This window comes from Pseudomonas sp. YNh, assembly GCF_037993085.1.
In the GTDB taxonomy this organism is placed as follows: Bacteria; Pseudomonadota; Gammaproteobacteria; order Pseudomonadales; family Pseudomonadaceae; genus Aquipseudomonas; species Aquipseudomonas putida.
Map to the genome: position 1 here is coordinate 45456 of NZ_JBBMRJ010000018.1, position 24054 is coordinate 69509.

General features: G+C 63.0%; 24 protein-coding genes. 15 read left to right on the forward strand and 9 right to left on the reverse strand.

What is annotated here, in order from left to right; all coding sequences use genetic code 11:
- Positions 1-60: 60 nt before the first annotated feature.
- The 5 genes from prlC to WF331_RS18700 all read left to right on the forward strand — a co-directional run bounded on the left by prlC (position 61) and on the right by WF331_RS18700 (position 6429).
- The gene (prlC, locus tag WF331_RS18680; RefSeq protein ID WP_340623198.1) at positions 61-2148 is read left to right on the forward strand and encodes an oligopeptidase A; all 2088 of its coding nucleotides are present in this window, start codon (positions 61-63) and stop codon (positions 2146-2148) included.
- Positions 2145-2426, forward strand: a complete 282-nt coding sequence (locus tag WF331_RS18685) for a YheV family putative zinc ribbon protein (protein ID WP_016497397.1) — start codon at positions 2145-2147, stop codon at positions 2424-2426. The genes prlC and WF331_RS18685 overlap by 4 nt, the downstream gene beginning before the upstream one ends.
- A gap of 80 nt (positions 2427-2506) precedes the next feature.
- On the forward strand, positions 2507-3565 hold the full coding sequence (locus WF331_RS18690) for a PA0069 family radical SAM protein (RefSeq protein ID WP_284363598.1): 1059 nt from the start codon (positions 2507-2509) through the stop codon (positions 3563-3565).
- Positions 3566-3986: 421 nt separating this feature from the next.
- Positions 3987-4706: a carbonic anhydrase gene (locus WF331_RS18695; protein ID WP_016497399.1), complete on the forward strand. Its 720-nt coding sequence runs from the start codon at positions 3987-3989 to the stop codon at positions 4704-4706.
- Between the two features lie 190 nt (positions 4707-4896).
- Positions 4897-6429: a SulP family inorganic anion transporter gene (locus WF331_RS18700; protein WP_016497400.1), complete on the forward strand. Its 1533-nt coding sequence runs from the start codon at positions 4897-4899 to the stop codon at positions 6427-6429.
- 126 nt (positions 6430-6555) lie between these two features.
- Here the strand turns inward: WF331_RS18700 and WF331_RS18705 are convergent, their stop codons facing one another.
- Positions 6556-7197 carry a hypothetical protein gene (locus WF331_RS18705; RefSeq protein ID WP_174370303.1) on the reverse strand — a complete coding sequence of 214 codons (642 nt, stop codon included), beginning with the start codon at positions 7195-7197 and terminating at the stop codon, positions 6556-6558.
- Between the two features lie 368 nt (positions 7198-7565).
- Here WF331_RS18705 and coxB point away from each other — a divergent pair, with 368 nt between their 5' ends.
- From coxB to WF331_RS18725, 4 genes are read left to right on the forward strand one after another with little or no spacing between them, the layout of a single operon-like run.
- Complete coding sequence (gene coxB, locus WF331_RS18710) at positions 7566-8693, forward strand: cytochrome c oxidase subunit II (RefSeq protein ID WP_284363591.1); 1128 nt, start codon at positions 7566-7568, stop codon at positions 8691-8693.
- A gap of 43 nt (positions 8694-8736) precedes the next feature.
- Positions 8737-10326 (forward strand): cytochrome c oxidase subunit I, encoded by a 1590-nt coding sequence (gene ctaD / locus WF331_RS18715; protein ID WP_016497403.1) that lies wholly within the window; start codon positions 8737-8739, stop codon positions 10324-10326.
- A gap of 10 nt (positions 10327-10336) precedes the next feature.
- Positions 10337-10903, forward strand: a complete 567-nt coding sequence (locus WF331_RS18720) for a cytochrome c oxidase assembly protein (protein ID WP_016484257.1) — start codon at positions 10337-10339, stop codon at positions 10901-10903.
- A gap of 16 nt (positions 10904-10919) precedes the next feature.
- The gene (locus WF331_RS18725; RefSeq protein ID WP_016497404.1) at positions 10920-11807 is read left to right on the forward strand and encodes a cytochrome c oxidase subunit 3; all 888 of its coding nucleotides are present in this window, start codon (positions 10920-10922) and stop codon (positions 11805-11807) included.
- Positions 11808-11918: 111 nt separating this feature from the next.
- On the opposite strand, the gene WF331_RS18730 is transcribed toward WF331_RS18725, so the two are convergent.
- Positions 11919-12122, reverse strand: a complete 204-nt coding sequence (locus WF331_RS18730; protein WP_016484259.1) for a twin transmembrane helix small protein — start codon at positions 12120-12122, stop codon at positions 11919-11921.
- Positions 12123-12173: 51 nt separating this feature from the next.
- Here WF331_RS18730 and WF331_RS18735 point away from each other — a divergent pair, with 51 nt between their 5' ends.
- The 5 genes from WF331_RS18735 to WF331_RS18755 are packed head-to-tail and all read left to right on the forward strand — an operon-like array spanning position 12174 to position 16057.
- On the forward strand, positions 12174-12911 hold the full coding sequence (locus tag WF331_RS18735; RefSeq protein ID WP_174371211.1) for an SURF1 family protein: 738 nt from the start codon (positions 12174-12176) through the stop codon (positions 12909-12911).
- Entirely contained in the window at positions 12880-13461 is a 582-nt protein-coding gene (locus WF331_RS18740) for a hypothetical protein (protein ID WP_023047106.1), read from the forward strand. Before WF331_RS18735 ends, WF331_RS18740 begins: the two co-directional genes overlap by 32 nt.
- A 9-nt stretch (positions 13462-13470) precedes the next feature.
- Positions 13471-14550: a COX15/CtaA family protein gene (locus WF331_RS18745; RefSeq protein ID WP_016497407.1), complete on the forward strand. Its 1080-nt coding sequence runs from the start codon at positions 13471-13473 to the stop codon at positions 14548-14550.
- Positions 14535-15428, forward strand: a complete 894-nt coding sequence (cyoE, locus tag WF331_RS18750) for a heme o synthase (RefSeq protein ID WP_234226116.1) — start codon at positions 14535-14537, stop codon at positions 15426-15428. Before WF331_RS18745 ends, cyoE begins: the two co-directional genes overlap by 16 nt.
- Positions 15425-16057, forward strand: coding sequence for an SCO family protein (locus WF331_RS18755; protein ID WP_049275720.1), 633 nt, complete (start codon positions 15425-15427; stop codon positions 16055-16057). Before cyoE ends, WF331_RS18755 begins: the two co-directional genes overlap by 4 nt.
- A 122-nt stretch (positions 16058-16179) precedes the next feature.
- On the opposite strand, the gene WF331_RS18760 is transcribed toward WF331_RS18755, so the two are convergent.
- The 3 genes from WF331_RS18760 to WF331_RS18770 all read right to left on the reverse strand — a co-directional run bounded on the left by WF331_RS18760 (position 16180) and on the right by WF331_RS18770 (position 18693).
- Positions 16180-16950, reverse strand: a complete 771-nt coding sequence (locus WF331_RS18760) for a MetQ/NlpA family ABC transporter substrate-binding protein (RefSeq protein WP_340623199.1) — start codon at positions 16948-16950, stop codon at positions 16180-16182.
- A gap of 64 nt (positions 16951-17014) precedes the next feature.
- Positions 17015-17686 (reverse strand): methionine ABC transporter permease, encoded by a 672-nt coding sequence (locus WF331_RS18765; protein ID WP_012269918.1) that lies wholly within the window; start codon positions 17684-17686, stop codon positions 17015-17017.
- The gene (locus WF331_RS18770; RefSeq protein WP_016497411.1) at positions 17686-18693 is read right to left on the reverse strand and encodes a methionine ABC transporter ATP-binding protein; all 1008 of its coding nucleotides are present in this window, start codon (positions 18691-18693) and stop codon (positions 17686-17688) included. Before WF331_RS18770 ends, WF331_RS18765 begins: the two co-directional genes overlap by 1 nt.
- A 227-nt stretch (positions 18694-18920) precedes the next feature.
- Here WF331_RS18770 and katE point away from each other — a divergent pair, with 227 nt between their 5' ends.
- Entirely contained in the window at positions 18921-21065 is a 2145-nt protein-coding gene (katE, locus tag WF331_RS18775; RefSeq protein ID WP_059395861.1) for a catalase HPII, read from the forward strand.
- A 110-nt stretch (positions 21066-21175) separates the two neighbouring features.
- On the opposite strand, the gene WF331_RS18780 is transcribed toward katE, so the two are convergent.
- From WF331_RS18780 to zur, 4 genes are all read right to left on the reverse strand, one after another.
- Positions 21176-21883, reverse strand: a complete 708-nt coding sequence (locus WF331_RS18780) for a PA5502 family lipoprotein (RefSeq protein ID WP_284363580.1) — start codon at positions 21881-21883, stop codon at positions 21176-21178.
- 127 nt (positions 21884-22010) lie between these two features.
- Positions 22011-22793 carry a zinc ABC transporter permease subunit ZnuB gene (gene znuB, locus WF331_RS18785; protein ID WP_016497414.1) on the reverse strand — a complete coding sequence of 261 codons (783 nt, stop codon included), beginning with the start codon at positions 22791-22793 and terminating at the stop codon, positions 22011-22013.
- The gene (gene znuC / locus WF331_RS18790; protein ID WP_012269923.1) at positions 22786-23559 is read right to left on the reverse strand and encodes a zinc ABC transporter ATP-binding protein ZnuC; all 774 of its coding nucleotides are present in this window, start codon (positions 23557-23559) and stop codon (positions 22786-22788) included. Before znuC ends, znuB begins: the two co-directional genes overlap by 8 nt.
- Positions 23556-24041 carry a zinc uptake transcriptional repressor Zur gene (zur, locus tag WF331_RS18795; protein ID WP_016497415.1) on the reverse strand — a complete coding sequence of 162 codons (486 nt, stop codon included), beginning with the start codon at positions 24039-24041 and terminating at the stop codon, positions 23556-23558. Before zur ends, znuC begins: the two co-directional genes overlap by 4 nt.
- Between the last annotated feature and the right edge of the window lie 13 nt (positions 24042-24054).

Consider the following 24054-nt stretch of genomic DNA (forward strand, 5'->3'; position numbering starts at 1 on the left):
GTCTCTCATCTGTGCCGATAGGCAGGCTGCCTGCTGCGGTCGGCGTCGATTGTAATTAAGATGGGGCAGTGTTTCTTCTGCCAAGGTATCCAAACCGTGACTGCGAACAACCCGCTTCTGCAATCCCACGATCTGCCGCCCTTCTCGCAAATCCGTGCCGAACACGTGTTGCCGGCGATCGAAGCTATCCTGGCCGACAACCGTAAAGCCATTGCCGAGATCCTCGAAAAGCAGGGCAAGGCCCCTACCTGGGCTGGCCTGGTGCTGGCCATGGACGAACTGAACGACCGCCTGGGCGCTGCCTGGAGCCCGGTCAGCCACCTCAATGCGGTGTGCAACAGCGCCGAGCTGCGTGAAGCCTACGAGTCGTGCCTGCCTGCATTGAGCGCCTACTCGACCGAACTGGGTCAGAACCGCGCGCTTTTCGAAGCCTACCAGGCGCTGATCGATAGCCCCGAAGCCGCGGGCTTCGATGTGGCGCAAAAGACTATTCTCGAACACGCCCTGCGTGACTTCCGCCTGTCGGGTATCGACCTGCCGGCGGACAAGCAGCAGCGCTACGCCGAAGTGCAAAGCAAGCTCAGCGAGCTGGGCAGCCGCTTCTCCAACCAGCTGCTCGACGCCACCCAGGCCTGGACCAAGCACGTTACCGACGAAGCCGCACTGGCCGGCCTGACCGATTCGGCCAAGGCGCAGATGGCTGCCGCTGCCCAGGCCAAGGGCCTCGACGGCTGGCTGATCACCCTGGAATTCCCCAGCTACTACGCCGTGATGACCTACGCCAGCGACCGCGCCCTGCGCGAAGAGGTGTACGCCGCCTACTGCACCCGCGCCTCGGACCAGGGCCCGAATGCCGGCCAGTTCGACAACGGCCCGGTCATGCAGGAAATTCTCGACCTGCGCCAGGAACTGGCTGCGTTGCTGGGTTACAAGAACTACGCCGAGCTGAGCCTGGCCACCAAGATGGCCGAGTCCAGCGACCAGGTGTTGAGCTTCCTGCGGGACCTGGCCAAGCGTTCCAAGCCGTTTGCCGCCCGGGACCTGGAGCAGCTGAAGGCCTATGCCGCCGAACAGGGCTGCCCTGAACTGGCCAGCTGGGACGCCGGCTACTTTGGCGAGAAGCTGCGCGAGCAGCGCTACAGCGTGTCGCAGGAAGCCCTGCGCGCCTACTTCCCGATCGACAAGGTGCTGGGCGGTCTGTTCAGCATCGTGCAGCGCCTGTACGGCATCGAAATCGCCGAGCTCAAGGGCTTCGACAGCTGGCACCCGGACGTGCGCCTGTTCGAGATCAAGGAAAACGGCCAGCATGTCGGCCGCTTCTTCTTCGACCTTTACGCCCGCGCCAACAAGCGCGGCGGTGCGTGGATGGACGGCGCCCGCGACCGTCGTCGCACTGCCGGTGGCGAGCTGCAGAGCCCGGTGGCCAACCTGGTGTGCAACTTCACCCCGGCCGCACCCGGCAAGCCTGCATTGCTGACCCACGATGAAGTCACCACCCTGTTCCACGAATTCGGCCACGGCCTGCACCACCTGCTGACCCGCATCGAGCATGCCGGTGTTTCCGGTATCAACGGCGTGGCCTGGGACGCGGTCGAGTTGCCAAGCCAGTTCATGGAAAACTGGTGCTGGGAGCCGGAAGGCCTGGCGCTGATCTCCGGCCACTACGAAACCGGCGCGGCCCTGCCCCAGGACCTGCTGGACAAGATGCTGGCGGCGAAGAACTTCCAGTCGGGCATGATGATGGTGCGCCAGTTGGAGTTCTCGCTGTTCGACTTCGAGCTGCACGCCAGCCATGGCGACGGTCGCAGCGTACTGCAGGTGCTCGAAGGCGTGCGTGACGAGGTGTCGGTCATGCGCCCACCGGCGTACAACCGCTTCCCCAACAGCTTTGCGCACATTTTTGCGGGCGGTTACGCGGCGGGCTACTACAGCTACAAGTGGGCTGAAGTGCTGTCGGCTGACGCGTTCTCGCGCTTCGAGGAAGAAGGTGTGCTGAATGCCGAGACCGGGCGTGCCTTCCGCGAGGCTATCCTGGCCCGTGGCGGTTCGCGCGAGCCGATGGTGCTGTTTGTCGACTTCCGTGGCCGTGAGCCTTCCATCGATGCGCTGCTGCGCCATAGTGGTCTTACCGAAGGCGCTGCGGCGTGAGCGAGGTAGTTGTGAACAAGACCAAGAAACGCTTCATTGCCGGGGCGGTATGCCCCGCGTGCAGCGAGCCCGACAAGCTGATGATGTGGAGCGAAGACGACGTACCGCACCGCGAGTGCGTCGCCTGCGGGTTCACCGACACCCTCAACGAGCAGGGCTTGTCGGTGCCCAAGGAGCTCGGCACCCGGGTCAACCACCTGGCGCCCAAGGCGGCGCCGGCCAAGGTCCAGACGGTGCAGTTCTTCCCTAATCCGAAGCTGAAGAAACCGACAGAGTAAGCACAGGCTGTCGGATCAGAGGCGCTGGTGGATTCATGGTAGCTGCGATACTGTATGTAAATACAGTATAGGGGTTAGCCATGAATCCTCCAGCACCACTAAAGGGCCGTGGCACGGCGCACAATCCGCACAACCGTTTTGCCCCCAACCATTCGGTGGTCGAGGACGACGGCTGGTATCAGGAAGTGCCGCAGACCCAGGGCACCGAAGTGCGCAGCGAGGCGGCGAAGTCGGTCATCTCCCGCAATACCTCGCCCGACCTGCCCTTCGACCGCTCCATCAACCCCTATCGTGGCTGCGAGCATGGCTGCATCTACTGCTATGCCCGCCCTTCCCATGCCTATTGGGACCTCTCCCCCGGCCTGGATTTTGAAACCAAGCTGATCGCCAAGACCAATGCCGCCGAAGTGCTTGCGCAACAGCTGAGCAAGCCGGGTTACGTGTGCGCGCCGATCAACCTGGGCTCCAATACCGACCCGTACCAGCCGATCGAGCGGGAGCAGTTGCTGACCCGGCGGCTGCTGGAAGTGTTGCTGCGTTTTCGTCACCCGGTGACCATCGTGACCAAAGGTTCGCTGGTGTTGCGCGACCTCGAACTGCTGGCCGAAATGGCCCGGCAACGCCTGGCGCGGGTAATGATCAGCCTGACCACGCTGGACGACGACCTCAAGCGGGTTCTGGAACCGCGGGCGGCGTCACCCAGTGCCCGGTTGAGGGCCATCCGCGTGTTGCGCGAGGCGGGTGTGCCGGTGGGTGTGTTGTGTTCGCCGATGATTCCGATGATCAACGACAGTGAGCTGGAGCGTTTGCTGGAGGCTGCCAGGGAAGCGGGCGCACAGAGCGCGGCCTACATGATGCTGCGCCTGCCACTGGAGGTGGCGCCGCTGTTCGAGCAGTGGCTGCAGGACCATTACCCGCAACGGGCGGCCCATGTGTTGAGCCTGATCCGCCAGAGCCGGGGCGGCGAGCTGTATGACAGCCGGTTTGGTGCGCGCATGCGCGGTGAAGGGGTATTTGCCGAGCTGTTGGCACAACGGTTTGCCAAAGCCATGAAGCGGCTGGATTTTGAAGGGCGGGAGGCGCAGACGCTGGACTGCTCTGCCTTCTGCCCGCCCAATGGGCAGATGGCCTTGTTTTGATTTTGAAAAGATCACGGTTTTTGTGGGAGCGGGCGTGCCCGCGAACACCGGCGCAGCCGGTGCCATATACCGAGTTGCCCTTTTCGCGGGCACGCCCGCTCCCACAGGCAGCTTGCAGGTCTCAGGTCCCCAAATGGGGCCCATTGCCAGCCCTCAATACAACTAATCCGAGTTAATAATTGCGCTAATACATATTGGCAGTTGATGTTTTTTTGCTATTATCCAGAACCCGCCTTTTATATCTGGAACGCCCGTTCTAGAGCCTTCGAATTAAGTTTCAGTTAAGTTTTCCCCGCTAGCGTAGGAAATCAGTCCACACCGACTGTGATCTATGGCCCGTGCGTGTCATCTAAAACCCTGCATAGCCAGAATCTTTCACCGGTAAAATGGATTTACCAACACACCGTCAAGAGGATGAATCATGCCCGTCAAGGACCCATCCAAGGTCGTTCCGGAGGTACCCGCTGAGGGCGCCGATGCCGCCCTGAAGCACATCGTCGACGGCTTCCTGCGCTTTCACCATGACGTCTTCCCCGAACAGCAAGAGCTGTTCAAGAAGCTCGCCACTGCGCAAACGCCGCGTGCCATGTTCATCACCTGCGCCGACTCGCGCATCGTCCCCGAGCTGATCACCCAGAGCTCGCCTGGCGACCTGTTCGTAACCCGTAACGTGGGTAACGTGGTACCGCCCTACGGTCAGATGAACGGCGGCGTTTCCAGCGCCATCGAATACGCCGTGCTTGCGCTGAAAGTGCACCACATCATCGTCTGTGGGCATTCCGACTGTGGCGCCATGCGTGCAGTACTCAACCCGCAATCGCTGACCAAGATGCCGACTGTTTCCGCCTGGCTGCGCCATGCCGAAGTGGCGCGTACCGTGGTCGAGAACAACTGCTCGTGCGGTACCGAACACGAAACCATGCAGGTGCTGACCAAGGAAAACGTGATCGCCCAGTTGCATCACCTGCGCACCCACCCTTCGGTTGCCTCGCGCCTTGCAGCCGGTGAGCTGTTCATTCATGGCTGGGTTTACGACATCGAAACCAGCAAGATCGAAGCTTATGACGCCATCAGCGACAGCTTCCTGCCCCTGGCTGCTGGCGAGCCGGTCCCCTGCGCTACTCCGAGAGGCCGCTACTAAGCGACCCATCCACCGCTAGAACCTTGATAGCCGGCTGCACCCTATGGGGTGTGGCGCGGCCTTCGGCTGCCTTGAATTCCCTGACTGCCTTGCCGGCAAGCCCGCTGGCGGCCCGCGCTTGCGCGCTCGTCAGGGGCAAACGTGCCCACGGCCAGAGGAATGGCCGTGCGACAGAGAAAGGAGAAACACGGTGAACATTACACAGTTGAAAGCGGCCCTGCCGCGTGAGTTGCTGGCGTCGGTGGTGGTCTTTCTGGTGGCCCTGCCGTTGTGCATGGGTATCGCGATTGCCTCGGGCATGCCGCCGGCCAAGGGCCTGATTACCGGCATTATCGGCGGCATTGTGGTGGGTTTCCTCGCCGGTTCGCCGTTGCAGGTCAGCGGCCCAGCCGCTGGCCTGGCGGTACTGGTGTTCGAGCTGGTGCGCCAGCATGGCATGGCCATGCTTGGGCCGATCCTGTTGCTGGCCGGGCTGCTGCAGTTGCTGGCCGGGCGCCTGCGCCTGGGTTGCTGGTTTCGTGTCACTGCGCCAGCGGTGGTGTACGGCATGTTGGCGGGGATTGGCGTGCTGATCGTGTTGTCGCAGGTGCATGTGATGTTCGACACGGCGCCGCAGCCTTCCGGGTTGCAGAACCTGCTGGAATTCCCGTCCACCGTTGCCGCAGCCCTGCCACAGGAAAACGCAGGCTCCGGCTGGATGGCCGGTGCGCTGGGCCTGGGCACCATCGCCATCATGTGGGGCTGGGAACGCCTGCGGCCTCAGCGGCTGCGCTTCGTCCCTGGCGCCCTGCTGGGTGTTGCCGCCATGACTGCCATCAGTATGTGGCTGGCCTTGCCGGTAAACCGCGTGCAGGTGCCGGCAGACCTGTCCGAGGCCATCGACTGGCTCCGCCCGGCTGACCTGATGCAACTGGCCGACCCTACCCTGCTGGTCGCCGCCTTTGCCCTGGCCTTCATCGCCAGCGCCGAAACCTTGCTCTCGGCCGCGGCGGTAGACCGCATGCACAGCGGCCAGCGTTCGGACTTTGACCGTGAACTGTCGGCCCAAGGTATCGGCAACATGCTCTGTGGCGTGCTGGGCGCGCTGCCGATGACGGGTGTGATTGTGCGCAGCTCGGCCAATGTGCAGGCGGGGGCGCAGACGCGGGCATCGGCAATCTTCCACGGCTTGTGGCTGTTGGCCTTCGTGGTGGTGTTGAGCAGCGTGCTGCAGCAGATTCCGGTGGCGAGCCTGGCGGGTGTGCTGGTGTTTACCGGGGTCAAGCTGGTCGACTTCAAGGCATTTCGTGGCCTGGGCCGTTATGGTCGCATGCCGATGTTCACCTATGCGGCGACGGCGCTGGCCATCATCTTCACCGACCTGCTGACCGGTGTGCTGCTGGGCTTTGCCCTGACCCTGCTGAAGCTGGCGTTCAAGGCAGCGCGGCTGAAGATCAACCTGGTGAGCCTCGCCAAGGATGGTCACATGGAACTGCGCCTCAGTGGCGCGGCCACGTTCCTGAAGGTGCCGGCGCTGACCCAGGTGCTGGATACCGTACCCGCGGGCACCACGTTGCATGTGCCGTTGGGCAACCTGAGCTACATCGACCACTCGTGCCTTGAGCTGCTGGAGGACTGGAACCGCAGTAATGCGGCCAATGGGTCGCGGTTGTTGATCGAACAGCGGCGCCTGAAGCGGCGGATCGAGGGGCGGTTGCGGACTACGGCGGGGGTTGGGGCCTGAAAACTTCTATCGCCTGAACTGGCCTCTTCGCGGGTGAACCCGCTCCCACAGGGACCGCACAGACACTCAATGCTGTGCAGTACCTGTGGGAGCGGGGGAGCCCGCGAAGAGGCCGGTACAGGAATATCAGGCTGGCTGACCCAGCTCCACACCCAGCTGTCGCGACAGGCAAGGCCAGCGCTTCCACGCCTCGCCGGTTGCCGGGCTGCTCAGCTTTTCGCGGTAAGCCTCCACCGATTCCACCGCAAAGCTTTCGTCATTGAGCATTTCCTCAACCGAGTGGTGCACCACTTCATCTAGCTGGTTGGCAAAGCTCTCGCCAATCAGCTGGTGGGCAATCAGGTTGGCGACCGTGGTGTCGACCGGGATCAGCGGCTGCTGGAAGTGGCGGATGTACAGGTCATTCACCTCTTCCACCAGGCGGTGCGCCAGGTAGGCCTCATCCAGTAGGCAGTCCAGGCCTACATGCCCTTGCATCACGCTGGGCGGCTGCAGGAAGTAGGCCTCGGCAATTTTCAGTACAGGTTTGATCTGCGATTCGATCCCGGCTTCGCGGGCGACCGCGTGGGCGGCCTCCAGCAGTTCCGGAACCTGATCGATGTAGGCGCTGACGAAGCGCGCCAAAGTACCCTGGGCGTCCTGCTCAGGCAGTTGGATCGAGGGGTGCAGATGGGGCAGTTGCAGCTCGAGACGCTGTTTCAATTGGCCGGTCTGGCCTTCATGTTGATGGGCTTGGCTTACCTGCTCGCGTACAGCAGCGATGTTCATGACAACTCCAGGGACATTACGTTTCAAACGGAAGACACTAAATTAGCTCGGTATACAGAATACCTAAGACGCATTTGTTATAAGCGGCGCAAACGTGTGCGCTATCAGGTATATGGGAGTGCCATTATTGCGCCACACCCTATCAAGCGCGCGGTTTTCAGACCATTCAGTCATTTCGTGAAGTTCATTTCACAGGCTTCATTGCGTGCCATTGGTCGCTGTCTATACTCCCGTTGAACGTGATTCGTTGATGAGGCCCGACTGCTTTTGCAGGGGCTCGGTCGTCGAAGCCAGGCAGTCTTGACCGCCGTTCCCTCTTGCCGCAGGCCACGCCTCCGGGACAACAAGAATTAGAAGGGGAACCCGCAATGATGCGACATCCACATGTCTGGATGGGCCTCCTGTTGTGGTCGGTTTTTGGTCAGGCCAACGCCGCCTGGACCGTGAACATGCACCCGGGGGCGACGGAGGTTTCCAACGCCGTCTTCGACCTGCATATGACCATCTTCTGGATCTGCGTGATCATCGGCGTAGTTGTATTCGGCGCGATGTTCTGGTCCATGGTCGTCCACCGCCGCTCCACTGGCCAGCAGGCCGCGCATTTCCACGAGCATACCTGGGTGGAAATCATGTGGACCGTAGTGCCCTTCCTGATTCTGGTGGTGATGGCCATCCCGGCCACCAAGACCCTGATCGACATCTACGACGCCAGCGAGTCGGACATCGACATCCAGGTCACCGGCTACCAGTGGAAGTGGCACTACAAATACCTGGGCCAGGATGTGGAGTTCTTCAGCAACCTGGCCACCCCCACCGATCAGATTCACAACAAGGCCCCCAAGGACGAGCATTACCTGCTCGAAGTCGACCAGCCGCTGGTGCTGCCGGTGGGCGCCAAGGTGCGCTTCCTGGTGACTGCTGCCGACGTCATCCACTCCTGGTGGGTGCCGGCCTTCGCGGTCAAGCGCGACGCCATCCCCGGCTTTGTCAACGAAGCCTGGACCCGTATCGAAAAGCCCGGCATCTACCGCGGCCAATGCACCGAGCTGTGCGGCAAGGACCACGGCTTCATGCCGGTAGTGGTGGAGGTCAAGACCAAGGCCGACTACGACACCTGGCTGGGCGAGCGCAAGGCTGAAGCCGCCAAGCTCAAGGAACTGACCAGCAAGGAGTGGACCCTGGAAGAGCTGGTGGAACGTGGCGACAAGGTCTACCACACCACCTGCGTGGCCTGTCACCAGGCCGAAGGCCAGGGCCTGCCGCCGATGTTCCCGGCGCTCAAGGGCTCGAAGATCGCCACCGGGCCGAAGGAAGGCCACCTGAGCATTGTCTTCCACGGCAAGCCCGGTACCGCCATGGCGGCGTTCGGCAAGCAGCTCTCGGAAGTCGACATTGCCGCCGTTGTCACCTACGAACGCAACGCCTGGGGCAACAACAAGGGCGACATGGTCACGCCGAAGGACGTGCTGGCGCTGAAGCAGGCAGAAGCCAAGTGAAACGGGTTACTCGCGGCAATCAATGGGTTGCAGGAGACAGGACATGAGCACAGTGATCGACGACCACGCCCACGGCCATGAGCACGCCCACGGCCCGGCCAAGGGCTTGATGCGCTGGGTACTGACCACCAACCATAAAGACATCGGCACGATGTACCTGTGGTTCAGCTTCATCATGTTCCTGCTTGGCGGCTCGTTCGCCATGGTGATCCGCGCCGAGCTGTTCCAGCCTGGCCTGCAGATCGTGGAGCCAGCCTTCTTCAACCAGATGACCACCATGCACGGCCTGATCATGGTGTTTGGCGCGGTGATGCCGGCCTTCGTCGGCCTGGCCAACTGGATGATCCCGTTGATGATCGGCGCGCCTGACATGGCCCTGCCGCGCATGAACAACTTCAGCTTCTGGCTGCTGCCGGCAGCCTTCCTGCTGTTGGTCTCGACCCTGTTCAGCCCGGGTGGCGGGCCGAACTTCGGCTGGACCTTCTACGCCCCGCTGTCCACCACCTACGCCCCCGCCAGCGTCACCTTCTTCATCTTCGCCATCCACCTGATGGGTATCAGCTCGATCATGGGCGCGATCAACGTGATTGCCACCATCCTCAACCTGCGTGCGCCTGGCATGACCCTGATGAAGATGCCGCTGTTTGTCTGGACCTGGCTGATCACGGCATTTCTGCTGATTGCGGTGATGCCGGTGCTGGCCGGTGTGGTGACCATGATGCTGATGGACATTCACTTCGGCACCAGTTTCTTCAGCGCGGCCGGGGGCGGTGACCCGGTGCTGTTCCAGCACGTGTTCTGGTTCTTCGGCCACCCCGAGGTGTACATCATGATCCTGCCGGCCTTTGGTGCGGTCAGCTCGATCATTCCGGCGTTCTCGCGCAAGCCGCTGTTCGGCTACACCTCGATGGTGTACGCCACCGGCGCAATTGCCTTCCTGTCGTTCATCGTCTGGGCCCACCACATGTTCGTGGTCGGCATCCCGGTAGTCGGTGAGCTGTTCTTCATGTACGCCACCATGCTGATTGCCGTGCCCACCGGCGTGAAGGTGTTCAATTGGGTCAGCACCATGTGGGAAGGCTCGCTCACCTTCGAAACGCCGATGTTGTTCGCCATCGCCTTCGTCATCCTGTTTACCATCGGCGGCTTCTCCGGGCTGATGCTGGCCATCGCCCCGGCGGACTTCCAGTACCACGACACCTACTTCGTGGTGGCGCACTTCCACTACGTGCTGGTGCCCGGGGCAATCTTCGGCATCTTCGCCTCGGCGTACTACTGGCTGCCGAAATGGACCGGCCACATGTACGACGAAACCCTTGGCAAGCTGCATTTCTGGCTGTCGTTCATCGGCATGAACATGGCCTTCTTCCCCATGCACTTCGTAGGGCTGGCCGGCATGCCGCGGCGCATCCCGGACTACAACCTGCAGTTCGCCGACTTCAACATGGTGTCGTCCATCGGCGCGTTCATGTTCGGCGCCACGCAGATCTTCTTCCTGTTCATCGTCATCAAGTGCATCCGCGGCGGGGCGCCGGCACCGGCCAAGCCCTGGGATGGCGCCGAAGGCCTGGAGTGGTCGATCCCCTCACCTGCGCCCTACCACACCTTCCAGACACCCCCGGAAGTGAAATAGGAACCCCGCCATGAACGGCCTGTCGCTGAAACGCCTGGTAACGCGCCTGCTGATGCTGACGGTGGTGATGTTCGCCTTTGGCTTCGCCCTGGTGCCGATCTACGACGTGATGTGCAAGGCCTTCGGCATCAACGGCAAGACCGGCGGGCAATACGAGGGCAGCCAGGTCAGTGACCCGTCGCGTTCGGTGCGGGTGCAGTTCATGTCGACCAATGCCAGCGACATGGTCTGGGACTTCTACTCCACGGCTGACCAACTGGAGGTCAACCCGGGGGCGGTGAACCAGATGATCTTCGTCGCGCACAACCCGACCGACCGACCCATGAGCGCGCAGGCGATACCCAGCATCACCCCGGCCGAGGCCGCGGCGTACTTCCACAAGACCGAGTGCTTCTGCTTTACCCAGCAGGTGCTGCAGCCCGGCGAACGCATCGAGATGCCCGTGCGCTTCATCGTCGACCGCGACCTGCCGGCCAGCGTGAAGCACCTGACACTGGCCTACACCTTGTTCGACATCACCGCTCGCCACCCGCCGGTCGCGCATGTTGCGGCCCAGGACGTCCAGGGCGCCCGTTAAGGGAAGGAGAACAGCAATGGCAAGTCATCAGCACTACTACGTACCGGCGCAGAGCAAGTGGCCGATCATTGCCACCATCGGCATGTTCATCACGGTGTTCGGCCTGGGCACCTGGTTCAACGACATGAAGGCCGGCCACCCGGAATCGCACGGGCCGCTGATCTTCTTCGTGGGTGCGTTGTTTCTGGCCTACATGCTGTTCGGCTGGTTTGGCGCAGTGGTCAAGGAGAGCCGGGCCGGGTTGTACAGCCCGCAACTGGACCGCTCGTTCCGCTGGGGCATGAGCTGGTTCATCTTTTCTGAAGTCATGTTCTTCCTGGCCTTCTTCGGTGCGCTGTTCTACGTGCGCGTCCTGGCAGGGCCGTGGCTGGGTGGCGACGGGGCCAAGGGTGTTGCACACATGCTGTGGCCCACGTTCGAATTCACCTGGCCGCTGCTGCACACGCCCGACCCGAAACTGTTCCCGCCGCCCAAGGAAGTGATCGACCCGTGGCACCTGCCGCTGATCAACACCATCTTGCTGGTCAGTTCCAGTGTGACCATCACCATTGCCCACCACGCCCTGCGCCGTGATCACCGCGGGCCGCTGAAATTTTGGATGGCCCTGACCATCCTGCTGGGGCTCAGCTTCATTGCATTGCAAGCCTTCGAGTATCACGAAGCCTATACCAAGCTGGGGCTGACGTTGGGGTCGGGGATCTATGGCGCGACGTTCTTCATGCTCACCGGGTTCCACGGTGCCCACGTGACCTTGGGCACGATCATCCTGATAGTGATGTTCGTGCGCATCTTGCGCGGGCATTTCAACCCCGAGAAACACTTCGGCTTCGAGGCAGCCAGCTGGTATTGGCACTTCGTCGACGTGGTGTGGGTGGGGTTGTTCATCTTTGTGTATGTGCTGTAGGGCCAATCGCCGGCAAGCCAGCTCCCACAGGGTTACACAGGGCCTGTGGCCTATGCCGATTACTGTGGGAGCTGGCTTGCCGGCGATGAGGCCAGCAAAACGAGTGCAGTTTCAGAAGGGCGCGTGTGAAACCAGCTGACCGCTGAGCAAACCCCAGGCGACCAAGGCAATGGTCAGGGCCGCCAGAGTCACCCGCACGGTCAGAGCCTTCAGCAGACGCGTCGAGTTTTCGTCGTCCTTGACCAGAAACACCAGGCCACTGAACAGGCTGGCAATCGTGGCCAACAGCATCAGGACAATCGCGGCCTTGAGCATGGCGCTACTCCCGGGGGATGCGGTGATGTGGATAAGTATAGCGAGGCGCCCGTGAGGCCGTTTCGCCCAGGCTGGGTACCGACCCTGGTGGTGCTTGCACTGCTGCCGGGGCTGGTTGCGCTCGGCTGCTGGCAACTCGGCCGCGCCGAGGAGAAGCGCGCGCTGTTGGCCACCTATGCCGAGCGGCGCATCGAGGCGCCGATCACCACCGCCCAGCTCGCATCAAGCGACGACAATGCGTTTCGCCGCGTGCACCTGTACGGCCGCTTCGACGCCGAGCACAGCGTATTGCTGGACAACCGCATGCGCGATGGCCAGGCCGGTGTCGAACTCCTGCAACCCTTCCATGACCAGGCCAGTGGCCAGTGGCTACTGATCAACCGCGGCTGGCTGCCATGGCCAGACCGCCGTGTGCCGGTGCATTTCGATACCCCTGCACACGCCTTGGCACTGGACGCTTCGGTGTATGTATCGCCGGGCAGCACGTTCCAGCTGCATCCCGACCCTGAAGGCGGCCAATGGCCGCACCTGCTCACTGCCGTTGATGCCGCGCAGCTATGGCCGGCGCTGGGCCGTGAAGGCTTTGCCCATGAGTTGCGCCTGGAGCCCGGCCCGGCGGCCTATCGCCTGGACTGGCCGGTTGTCGCCATGGGCCCGGAAAAACACCTTGGCTACGCCGTGCAGTGGTTTGCCCTGGCGGGTGCACTGGTTCTGCTTTACCTCTATTTCGGCTGGCACCACAACAAGGAGAAACGCCATGGCCACCGCCACTCCACTGGACGTGCCTGAACGTAGCAAACCCAGAGCCCGCGGGCGTTTGCAGCTTTTGCTGATCCTGCTGGTAGTGCTCGGACCGATGATTTTGGCCACCAGCATGTACAAGCTGAAGTTCTGGGTGCCGGAGGGCCGCAGCTACCACGGCGATATGATCGGCAACGGTGAGAGCCGCACTGATATCGGCGTGTCAGGCGAGGACGAGCGTTGGCAATTGCTGGTCAGCGCCCCCGAAGCCTGTGCCGAGGACTGCCAGCGCCTGGTGTACCTCGCCCGGCAGATCCAGGTGGGCCTGGGCCGCGACGCCAGCCGTGCCAGCCATGCACTGGCCACCGCCCAGCCGCTGAGCGCCGACTACCAGGCGCTGCTGGGCCGCGAGTATCCGCAGCTGCAACGCTACCCGCTGGATGCCCCGCGCTACTTGCAGAAGGTGGGCGAGCCTGGCCCGCAACTGTGGATCGTCGACCCCCACGGCAACCTGGTGCTGCGTTACGACGGCAAGGCCAACGGCAAGCATGTGCTGGATGACCTGCGCCACCTGCTCAAGCTGTCCAACATCGGCTAGGAGCCTGCCATGGCCAGACCTGGATTCCGCATTGCTGTGTTCGCCACCCTGTTGGCACTGCTGGTCGTCCTGCTGGGGGCCTACACCCGCCTGACCCACGCCGGCCTCGGCTGCCCCGACTGGCCGGGTTGCTATGGCTTCATCAGCGTGCCCAAGAGCGAGGCCCAGCTTGCCCATGCCGAGCTGCACTTCCCCGATCACCCGGTGGAAGAGGCCAAGGGCTGGGCGGAAATGGTCCATCGCTATTTCGCCGGTACCTTGGCCATGGTGATTGCCCTGCTCGCCTTCCAGGCGCTGCGTCGGCATGCCCGCGATGGCCAGCCTTACCGCCTGCCGGTGCTGTTGCTGGGTGTGGTGCTGGCCCAGGCGGCTTTCGGCATGTGGACGGTCACCCTGAAGCTGTGGCCGCAGGTGGTCACGGCGCATTTGCTGGGCGGCTTCACCACCCTGAGCTTGCTGTTCCTGTTGTCACTGCGTCTATCCCGGGCCTTTGCGCCCTTGCCGAAACTGCCACTGAGCCTGCGGCGGATCGCTGCGCTGGCGCTGTTGGTGGTGGTCGGCCAGATCGCCCTGGGCGGCTGGGTCAGTGCCAACTATGCAGCGGTCGCCTGCATTGACCTGCCGACCTGTCACGGCCAGTGGTGGCCAGCGGCGGACTTCAGCAATGGCTTCCACCTGACCCAGCACGTCGGCCCCAATTACCTGGGCGGGCAACTGGACAGTGATGCCCGCACGGCCATCCACATCAGCCACCGCCTGGGCGCGCTACTGGTCACCTGCGTGCTGCTGATGCTCAGTTGGAAGCTGTACCGCTGTGGCCTCCCCGGCCTGGCGCGGCTGGTGCTGCTGGCGCTGGCCTTGCAAGTGGGCCTGGGCATCAGCAACGTGGTATTCCACCTGCCGCTGGCGGTAGCGGTTGCGCACAATGCCGGCGGAGCGCTGTTGCTGTTGAGCATGGTGCTGGTGAACTACCGCATTCGAGTGGTCGACAAGGTTCGCGTGGGTGTCGGCCAAGGTTGGCGCCTGCGTCCGGTGGCCGGCGTGGGCATTTCCCATCACATGAGGAACGACTCGTGGCGACGCTTCTGAGCGCACGACGGGCCAGCTGGCGCGATTACCTGGAGCTGACCAAGCCCAAGGTGGTGGTACTGATGCTGATCACTTCGCTGGCCGGCATGTTCCTGGCCACACGGGCGGGGGTCGGCTGGAGCGTGCTGCTGTTCGGCAACCTGGGCATCGGCCTGTGCGCTGGCGCTGCGGCGGTGGTGAACCATGTGGTGGACCGGCGCATCGATGCGCTGATGGCCCGCACCCACAAGCGGCCGCTGGCCCAAGGCCGGGTCGAGCCGCTACCGGCCTTGCTGTTTGCACTGGCGTTGGCGCTGCTTGGCATGGCCCTGCTGCTGGCGTTCACCAACGCCCTCACCGCCTGGCTGACCCTGGCTTCGCTGCTGGGTTATGCGGTGCTCTACACCGGCTTTCTCAAGCGTGCCACGCCACAGAACATCGTCATCGGCGGCCTGGCCGGCGCCGCCCCGCCGTTGCTCGGCTGGGTGGCGGTAAGCGGCCATGTCAGCGCCGAGCCCTTGCTGCTGGTGCTGATCATTTTCGCCTGGACCCCGCCGCACTTCTGGGCGCTGGCCATCCACCGCAAGGAAGAGTACGCCAAGGCCGATATCCCGATGCTGCCGGTGACCCATGGCGAGCGCTACACCAAGCTGCATATTTTGCTGTACACCCTGATTCTGCTGGCGGTGAGCCTGCTGCCCTATGCCATCCACATGAGCGGCCCACTGTACCTGGCTTGTGCCCTGGCCTTGGGGCTGCGCTTCCTGCAATGGGCCTGGGTGTTGTACCGTGGCAGCCGGCCGCACGCGGCGATCGGCACCTTCAAGTACTCTATCGGCTACCTGTTCGCGCTGTTCATCGCGTTGCTCCTCGACCACTACCTGTTGCTGAACCTATGACCCGAACCCAGAAAACCGTCTTCATCCTCGTCGCCCTGGTCGCGTTGATCCTGGGCCTTACCGTCAACAAGGTGCTCAATGGCCGCGACCAGCCCAACCCCGCCGAGCTGATCGACGCCGGCATTATCCTGCTGCCGCAGAGCCGCACCGTGGCTGACGTGACCATGACCAACCAGGACGGGCAGCCGGTACAGCTGGATGACCTGAAAGGCAAATGGTCGCTGTTGTTCTTCGGCTACACCTACTGCCCGGACATCTGCCCGACCACCCTGGCCCAGTTGCGCCAGGTGAAGAGCGAGCTGCCCAAGGAAGCCGTCGACCGGCTGCAGGTGGTGTTGGTGAGTGTGGACCCGAACCGCGATACGCCGAACCAGCTGAAGCAGTACCTGGGCTATTTCGACAAGGACTTTGTCGGGGTGGCGGGGTCGATCGAAGATACCCAGAAGCTGGCCAATGCCTTGAGCATTCCGTTCATTCCGGCGGATACCAGCAAACCGGGGTATACCGTGGATCACAGCGGCAACCTGGCGGTAGTCGGGCCTGATGGGCGTCAGCGCGGGTTCATTCGTGCGCCGTTCAACAACCAGAAGCTGGTGGCGCAGTTGCCCGGGCTTGTGAAGCGGGATTGAGATTTCGGGCCTGCTTTGCAGGCCTTTCGCGGCACAAGGCCGCTCCTACAGGGGTACGCGATCCCCTGTAGGAGCGGCCTTGTGCCGCGAAAGGGCCGCAAAGCGGCCCCAGGGGTTTCAGCTTAAAATGCCGGAACCACAGCGCCTTTGTACTTCTCGATGATGAACTGCTTCACCTCTGGCGAGTGCAGTGCAGCCGCCAGTTTCTTCATGTCTTCCGAATCCTTGTTGTCCGGGCGGGCAACCAGGATGTTCACGTAAGGCGAGTCGCTGCCTTCGATGGCCAGCGCGTCTTTTTCCGGGTTCAGCTTGGCTTCCAGCGCGTAGTTGGTGTTGATCAGGGCAGCATCGACCTGGGTCAGCACGCGCGGGATGGTGGCGGCTTCCAGCTCACGGAACTTCACGTTTTTCGGGTTCTCGGCAACATCCTTCACGGTGGACAGGATGTTCTTGTTGTCCTTGAGCTTGATCACGCCTGCCTTGTCCAGCAGCAGCAGGGCGCGGCCGCCGTTGGTGGCGTCGTTGGGGATGACCACGGTGGCGCCGGAGGACAGCTCGTCCAGCTTCTTGATCTTGGTGGAATACACGCCCAGCGGCTCGATGTGCACGCCGGCCACGCTGACCAGGTTGGTGCCCTTGGCCTTGTTGAACTCATCCAGGTACGGCTGGTGCTGGAAGAAGTTGGCGTCCAGGCGCTTTTCGGCAACCTGTACGTTCGGCTGGATATAGTCGGTGAATTCCTTGACCTTCAGCTCCACGCCTTCTTTGGCCAACTGCGGTTTGACGAAGTTGAGGATTTCGGCGTGCGGCACCGGGGTGGCGGCAAGGGTCAGGGTATCGGCGTGGGCCGAGAAGGCCGCAACAGCGGCAGCGACAGCAAGCAGCTTCTTCATTGATCACTCCTTGTGAGGGCCGCGACGGCCCCCGAACGGGTCGGCCAGGCCGACCCCATTGGGGTTACTTACGGGAAAAATGCACGACCAGTTTGTCGCCCACGCTCTGCAGTACTTGAACCAGTACCAGCAGCAGTACCACGGTCACTACCATCACATCGGTCTGGAACCGCTGGTAACCGAAGCGGATAGCCAGGTCGCCCAGACCACCGGCGCCCACCACACCGGCCATGGCGGTGTACGAAACCAGGGTGATGGCGGTGACGGTAATGGCCGCGAAGATACCCGGACGGGCCTCTGGCAGCAGCGCACTGGTGATGATCTGGCGGGTGGTGGCGCCCATCGACTGGGTAGCCTCGATGATGCCGCGGTCCACTTCACGCAGGGCGGTTTCCACCAGGCGGGCGAAGAACGGCGTGGCACCCACCACCAGTGGCGGGATGGCGCCGGCAACGCCCAGCGAGGTGCCGGTGATCAGTACGGTGAACGGGATCATCACGATCAGCAGGATGATGAACGGCAGCGAGCGCAGGATGTTGACCACCAGCGACAGTAACGCGTACACGCCCTTCTGCTCGAACATCTGCTTTGGCCCGCAGAGGAACAGCAGCACACCCAGTGGCAGGCCCAGCAGCACGGTGAAGAACAGCGAGCCGAACAGCATGATCATGGTGTCGATGGTGGCCAGCCAGATTTCGGCCCAGTCGACGTTGGCAAAGAAATTCAGGGCGTCCATCAACGCAGTACCTCCATATGTACGTCAGCTGCCTTGAAGCGGGCGAAGGCCGCTTCCATGTCACCGCCGATCAGGGCGAGGGTGAGCTGGCCATAGGGGACATCCTTGATGCGGTCGATACGCCCGGCGAGGATGCTGTAGTCCACACCGGTTTCGCGGGCCACGGTGCCCAGCAGCGGCGCGTACGTGGCGTCGCCCTGGAAGGTCAGGCGCACGATGCGGCCAGGTACGTGGGCAAAGTCGTCGCGCTGTTCGCCTTCGTCGACCTGCTCGTCTTCCTGGACAAAGCGCTTGGTGGTGGGGTGCTGCGGGTGCAGGAACACATCGGCCACCGAGCCTTGCTCGACGATCTGGCCGGCGTCCATCACCGCCACACAGTCGCAGACACGGCGGATCACGTCCATTTCATGGGTGATCAGCACAATGGTCAGCTTCAGCTCACGGTTGATTTCGGCCAGCAGTTGCAGGACCGAGGCCGTGGTTTGCGGGTCGAGGGCACTGGTGGCCTCGTCGCACAGCAGGATCTTCGGGTTGGTGGACAGGGCGCGGGCGATGCCGACGCGCTGCTTTTGGCCGCCGGACAACTGCGCCGGGTACTTTTTGGCGTGGTCTTGCAGGCCGACACGGGCCAGTAGCTCGGTGACGCGCTTGTCGATTTCGCTGCGCGACAGCTCGCCGGCCAGGGTCAGTGGCAGGGCCACGTTGTCGGCGACGGTCTTGGAGGCCAGCAGGTTGAAGTGCTGGAAAATCATCCCGACCTGCTGACGGAAGCCGCGGAGCTGGCTGGCGTTGAACGCGGTGACGTCTTCGCCGTCGACGATGATCTTGCCGCCGGAGGGTTCTTCCAGGCGGTTGATCAGGCGCAGCATGGTGCTTTTGCCGGCGCCGGAATGGCCGATCAGGCCGAACACCTGGCCATCTTCGATGGTCAGGCTGGTCGGATTCAGTGCGGGGATTTCCCTACCGGCAACGCGGTAGGTCTTATGTACCTGTTGGAACTCGATCACGTAGCGAACCTTGTGGGGCGCATTGAAATTTGGGTCAGCGGTTAGCTGGGGTCGCGCATTTTAGCCTTTTCCCATAGCTGTTCTTAGCATTTATTTCGTAATGCACCAATCCTTCGGGCATATCGCGACAACCGGTAATCCTGATTGAACGCTCGGCAACGCCCTCCAGTCACTACTTGGACAAGCCCTGAACGGGCAAGCCTTAAGACTGATGAGGAGAGCCGATCATGCCCAGCAAGAAAACGGACGCGCCCAAGCAGAGTGAAGCCGCCGGCACCCAGACCCCTGACCGGGCCAATACCAATGCCAAGCTGCAGAGCCTGGAGGCCGACCGCAGCGATGCGACCGGGCATGCGCTGCGCACTAATCAAGGCGTACGCATCGCTGACAACCAGAACACCTTGAAGGCAGGTGATCGCGGGCCTTCGCTGCTTGAAGACTTCATCATGCGCGAGAAGATCACCCACTTTGACCATGAGCGGATCCCCGAGCGCATCGTGCACGCCCGCGGTACCGGGGCCCACGGGTTCTTCCAGAGCTATGGCAACCACGCGGAGCTGACCAAGGCCGGCTTCTTGCAGGACCCGGAAAAGATCACCCCGGTTTTCGTGCGCTTTTCCACAGTGCAGGGCCCACGCGGTTCTGGCGACACGGTGCGCGATGTGCGGGGCTTTGCCGTCAAGTTTTACACCGACGAAGGCAATTTCGACCTGGTCGGCAACAACATGCCGGTGTTTTTCATCCAGGATGCCATCAAGTTTCCCGATTTTGTCCACGCGGTAAAGCCAGAGCCACACAACGAGATACCTACCGGCGGCTCGGCGCATGACACCTTCTGGGATTTTGTCTCGCTGGTGCCGGAGTCGGCCCACATGGTCATGTGGGCCATGTCTGATCGCGCCATCCCGCGCAGCCTGCGAATGATGGAGGGCTTTGGCGTGCACACCTTCCGCCTGATCAATGCCGAAGGTGTGGCCAGCTTCGTCAAGTTTCACTGGAAGCCGAGCCAGGGCGTGCATTCGCTGCTGTGGGACGAAGCCCAGAAACTGGCGGGCAAGGACACCGACTTCCAGCGCCGTGACCTGTGGGAAGCCATTGAAACCGGCGATTACCCGGAATGGGAACTGGGCGTGCAGATTGTGCCGGAGGCTGACGAACACAAATTCGACTTCGACCTGCTGGACCCGACCAAGATCATTCCCGAAGAACTGGTACCCGTCACCCCGCTGGGCAAGATGGTGCTGAACCGCAACCCGGACAACTTCTTCGCCGAGGTCGAGCAGGTTGCCTTCTGCCCTGGCCATATCGTGCCGGGTATCGACTTCACCAATGACCCCCTCCTGCAGGGCCGGCTGTTCTCCTATACCGACACGCAACTGAGCCGGCTGGGCGGGCCGAACTTCCACCAGATCCCGATCAACCGCCCTGTGGCCCCCAACCACAACAACCAGCGCGACGCTTTGCACCAGCACACCGTGCACAGGGGCCGTGCCTCGTATGAGCCGAACTCCATCGACGGCGGCTGGCCGAAGGAAACGCCACCCGCAGCACAGGATGGCGGCTTCGAGAGCTTCCAGGAGCGCATCGATGCGCACAAGATTCGCCAGCGCAGCGATTCGTTCGGCGACCATTTCTCGCAAGCGCGGTTGTTCTTCCAGAGCATGAGCCCGACAGAGCAACAGCACATCATCAAGGCCTACAGCTTCGAGCTGGGCAAGGTCGAGCGCGAGGCCATTCGTGCCCGTGAGGTGAACGAAATCCTGGCCAACATCGATCTCAAGCTGGCGGCTGCGGTAGCCGCCAACCTGGGGTTGCCGGCGCCCAAGGCGGGCACCGTTCAGGTGAAAGGCAGCAAGCTTGCCGAGTCCCCGGCATTGAGCCAGATGAACCACCCAGGGGTTGTGGGCATCAAGGGGCGCAAGATAGCTGTGCTGCTGGCCGATGGCGTGGATGCCGGCAGTGTCGACCGGTTGGTCAAGGCGCTTGAGGCCCACAGCGCGCGCATCATGCTGCTTGGGCCCACCTCGGCACCGGTCAAGGCTGCCGGCGGCAAGGCACTGCCCGTGGATGCCTCGATGGAGGGCATGCCTTCGATCATGTTCGACGGGGTGCTGGTACCGGCCGGGAAGGCCGCGCTGGATGCGCTGGGGGCGAGTGGCCTGGCCAAGCACTTCCTGCTCGAAGCCTACAAGCACCTGAAGGCGATCGGCTTTGCCAAGGAGGGCAAGGTGCTGGTGGACGCGCTGGGCCTGAAGGAGGACAAGGGGCTGTTGCTGGGCGATGACCAGAAGACGCTGGACGCTTTCGTCAAAGCGGTCGAGGGGCACCGGGTGTGGGAGCGTGAAGCTGCTGCGGAGGCTGTACCAGCCTAAGGAGCTGCTTCGCACCCCATCGCGGCACAAGGCCGCTCCTACCGGAGATTGCATGCCCTGGTAGGAGCGGCCTTGTGTCGCGAAAGGGGCGCGCAGCGCCGCCAGTGTTTTCAGCGCTGATGCGGTACCAGAACCACCTGCGCCGGCAGCGAGCGTTGAATTTCATGCTTCTGCTTGAGCTGGAACCCACTGTCGATCTTGCGCACGCGCTTCTCCAGCAAGGTCTTCAGCCACGGCGCATCGTCGGTGCGCGGCACCTGGAACACCACTTCGCAGTCATAGCTCACCACATCGGCGGCAATGTCATCGAGCTGGCGGCGCAGGGCGCGGCTGTCAGTGGTCTTCAAGGCAACCACCGTGCTTGGCGCAGTCGGGTCGATGATGCGTGCCGTGGGCTTGGCTTCGGCGGCTTTCAAGGCAGCCTCTGCCTTCTCCAGCTCGGCCTTGCGTGCCTGGGACAGGGGATCGCCACCGGTCACTGCCGGGGCTTGCGGCATCAGTGCCCGGGCACGGGCCAGGGCGGTAGCGGCCGCATTCACATCACCCTTTTGCAGGACGATCTGGCTGCGTTGCAGGTAGGCTTCGGCCAACTGACGCTGGTATTGCTCCAGGCGCGCGTCGTCAGGCGACTGCGCTTGCAGGGCTGCCAGCTGGTCTTCGGCGGTGGCCAGCTCGTTGCTGGCGATGTTTTGTTGCAACTGCTGCCAGGCATCGGCTTGGGCAGGTGCGGGGGCCTGTTCGACCGGCGCGCTGGAACAGGCAGCCAGGAGCAGGGAAAACGCGGCAACAAGCAGATAACGGGAGGCGAACGGCTTCATTCCTGCGACTCTCTATTTGCGCAAAAAGCGAGCAAGTCTACACCCAGGTGCGCACGCTCGAAAACAGGTCTTACAGACCCTTTACCCGGCAAAAGGTTGCAAGGCGTGCCTTCACACGCCCTGCTGTTCAGCGTTTTGGCAGGGCCAGGCTCAGCAAGAATAGCACCGCCGCGCAAACCACGATCGACGGGCCGGCGGGGGTATCCTTGAACCACGACATGGCCAGGCCACAGCAGACCGCGGTGACGCCCAGCAGGCTGGCGCCCACGGCCATCTGCTCGGGGGAGCGGGCGTGACGCTGCGCCGCAGCCGCGGGGATGATCAGCAGCGAGGTGATCAGCAGCACACCGACGATCTTCATGGCCACCGCAATCACCACCGCAATCAGCAGCATCAGTGCCAGGCGCAGGCCGGCAACGGGCAGGCCTTCGACCGTGGCCAGTTCTTCGTGCACGGTGACTGCCAGCAGCGGCCGCCACAGCGCGGCAAGCAGCACCAGCACCAGCGCACTGCCGCCGAGGATCCAGGCCAGGTCGGTGGTGCTGATGGCCAGCAGGTCACCGAACAGGTAGGCCATCAGGTCGATGCGCACATCGTGCATGAAGCTCAGTACCACCAGGCCCAGCGACAGCGTGCTGGGGGCGAGAATGCCGAGCAGGGTATCGGAGGCCAGCGGTTGGCGTTGCTGCAAGGTCACCAGCAAAATCGCCAGTAGCAGGCAGCCGATGGTCACTGCCAGTGCCGGGCTGACGTCCAGGGCAAAGCCCATGGCCACACCGAGCAAAGCGGCATGGGACAGGGTGTCGCCAAAATAGGCCATGCGCCGCCATACCACGAAGGAACCCAGCGGGCCGGCAACCAGCGCCAGGGACAAGCCGGCAAGCAAGGCGTAGAGAAGAAAATCAGCCATGCTTGCAGTGCTCTCCGTGAACATGGGTGCCAGGGGCGACCACCGAGCCGTGCAGGTCGTGGCTGTGGTCGTGGTGGTGGTGGTAAATGGCCAGGCTAGGTGCGGTCTGGCCGAACAGTTCGACGAACGCCGGGTCGCCGCTGACTTGCTCGGGGTGGCCCGAGCAGCACACGTGACGGTTCAGGCACACCACCTGGTCGGTGGCGCTCATCACCAGGTGCAGGTCGTGGGACACCATCAGCACGCCGCAGCCATGGCGGTCGCGCAGGCGGGTGATGAGGTTGTACAGCTCGGTCTGGCCAACCACGTCCACACCCTGCACCGGCTCGTCGAGCACCAGCAACTGGGGTTCGCGCAGCAGGGCGCGGGCCAGCAGCACGCGTTGCATCTCGCCGCCGGAAATGGTCTGGATCGGGCTGTCGATGACCTGTTCGGCACCCACTTCCTGCAGCGCCGACAAGGCTGCGGCGCGGTCTACGCCGGGCACCAGGCGCAGGAAGCGCAGCACCGACAGCGGCAGCGTGGCATCGACCTGAATCTTTTGCGGCATGTAGCCAATGCGCAGCTTCGGCTTGCGCCATACTTTGCCACGGTGCGGCTTGAGCAACCCGAGTACGGCGCGCACCAGGGTGGTCTTGCCCGCCCCGTTGGGGCCGATCAGGGTGACGATCTGGCCGGGTGCGACCGACAGGTCGATGCTGTCGAGCACCGCCTCGCCGCCAAAGGTGACGCCGACCTGCTCCAGGCGGATCAGGGCATCGCTCATGCCGCGCTCCGGCAGCTGCCGCACAGGCCGACCACTTCCACGGTCTGGGTCTCGACAGTGAAGCCCACGTCTTTGGCGCTGTTGATGATGGCGTCGCTGATACTGCTCTGCTCCAGCTCGATGGCCACATGGCAGGCCCGGCAAATCAGGAACTGGCCTTGGTGCACGTGTTCGGGGTGGCTGCAGCCGATGAAGGCGTTGAGCGAGGCGATGCGGTGCACCAGGCCGTTTTCCAGCAGGAAGTCCAGCGCGCGGTATACCGTGGGCGGCGCGGCGCGGCGGCCGTCCTGCTCGCTGAGCACGGCGAGGATGTCGTAGGCGCCCAGCGGCTTGTGGCTTTGCCACACCAGCTCCAGCACACGGCGGCGCAGCGCGGTCAGGCGCAGGCCCTGGCGGGTGCACAAGGCGTCGGCTTCAGCCAGTGCGCTGTGTACGCAATGGGAATGATCGTGAGGACGGTTGGCCAGCGGCGTGATGGACATGGGCAGCGACGGT

Excerpts from the sequence above, each read along its gene's own strand:
- WF331_RS18690 (WP_284363598.1), top strand. The coding sequence starts at position 2,507 with ATGAATCCTCCAGCACCACTAAAGGGCCGTGGCACGGCGCACAATCCG.
- ctaD (WP_016497403.1), top strand. The coding sequence starts at position 8,737 with ATGAGCACAGTGATCGACGACCACGCCCACGGCCATGAGCACGCCCAC.
- katE (WP_059395861.1), top strand. The coding sequence starts at position 18,921 with ATGCCCAGCAAGAAAACGGACGCGCCCAAGCAGAGTGAAGCCGCCGGC.
- znuB (WP_016497414.1), bottom strand. The coding sequence starts at position 22,793 with ATGGCTGATTTTCTTCTCTACGCCTTGCTTGCCGGCTTGTCCCTGGCG.
- WF331_RS18720 (WP_016484257.1), top strand. The coding sequence starts at position 10,337 with ATGAACGGCCTGTCGCTGAAACGCCTGGTAACGCGCCTGCTGATGCTG.
- znuC (WP_012269923.1), bottom strand. The coding sequence starts at position 23,559 with ATGAGCGATGCCCTGATCCGCCTGGAGCAGGTCGGCGTCACCTTTGGC.
- zur (WP_016497415.1), bottom strand. The coding sequence starts at position 24,041 with ATGTCCATCACGCCGCTGGCCAACCGTCCTCACGATCATTCCCATTGC.
- WF331_RS18695 (WP_016497399.1), top strand. The coding sequence starts at position 3,987 with ATGCCCGTCAAGGACCCATCCAAGGTCGTTCCGGAGGTACCCGCTGAG.
- WF331_RS18745 (WP_016497407.1), top strand. The coding sequence starts at position 13,471 with ATGGCCAGACCTGGATTCCGCATTGCTGTGTTCGCCACCCTGTTGGCA.
- coxB (WP_284363591.1), top strand. The coding sequence starts at position 7,566 with ATGATGCGACATCCACATGTCTGGATGGGCCTCCTGTTGTGGTCGGTT.
- WF331_RS18765 (WP_012269918.1), bottom strand. The coding sequence starts at position 17,686 with ATGGACGCCCTGAATTTCTTTGCCAACGTCGACTGGGCCGAAATCTGG.
- WF331_RS18705 (WP_174370303.1), bottom strand. The coding sequence starts at position 7,197 with ATGAACATCGCTGCTGTACGCGAGCAGGTAAGCCAAGCCCATCAACAT.
- WF331_RS18755 (WP_049275720.1), top strand. The coding sequence starts at position 15,425 with ATGACCCGAACCCAGAAAACCGTCTTCATCCTCGTCGCCCTGGTCGCG.
- WF331_RS18730 (WP_016484259.1), bottom strand. The coding sequence starts at position 12,122 with ATGCTCAAGGCCGCGATTGTCCTGATGCTGTTGGCCACGATTGCCAGC.
- WF331_RS18725 (WP_016497404.1), top strand. The coding sequence starts at position 10,920 with ATGGCAAGTCATCAGCACTACTACGTACCGGCGCAGAGCAAGTGGCCG.
- prlC (WP_340623198.1), top strand. The coding sequence starts at position 61 with ATGGGGCAGTGTTTCTTCTGCCAAGGTATCCAAACCGTGACTGCGAAC.
- WF331_RS18780 (WP_284363580.1), bottom strand. The coding sequence starts at position 21,883 with ATGAAGCCGTTCGCCTCCCGTTATCTGCTTGTTGCCGCGTTTTCCCTG.
- WF331_RS18760 (WP_340623199.1), bottom strand. The coding sequence starts at position 16,950 with ATGAAGAAGCTGCTTGCTGTCGCTGCCGCTGTTGCGGCCTTCTCGGCC.
- WF331_RS18740 (WP_023047106.1), top strand. The coding sequence starts at position 12,880 with ATGGCCACCGCCACTCCACTGGACGTGCCTGAACGTAGCAAACCCAGA.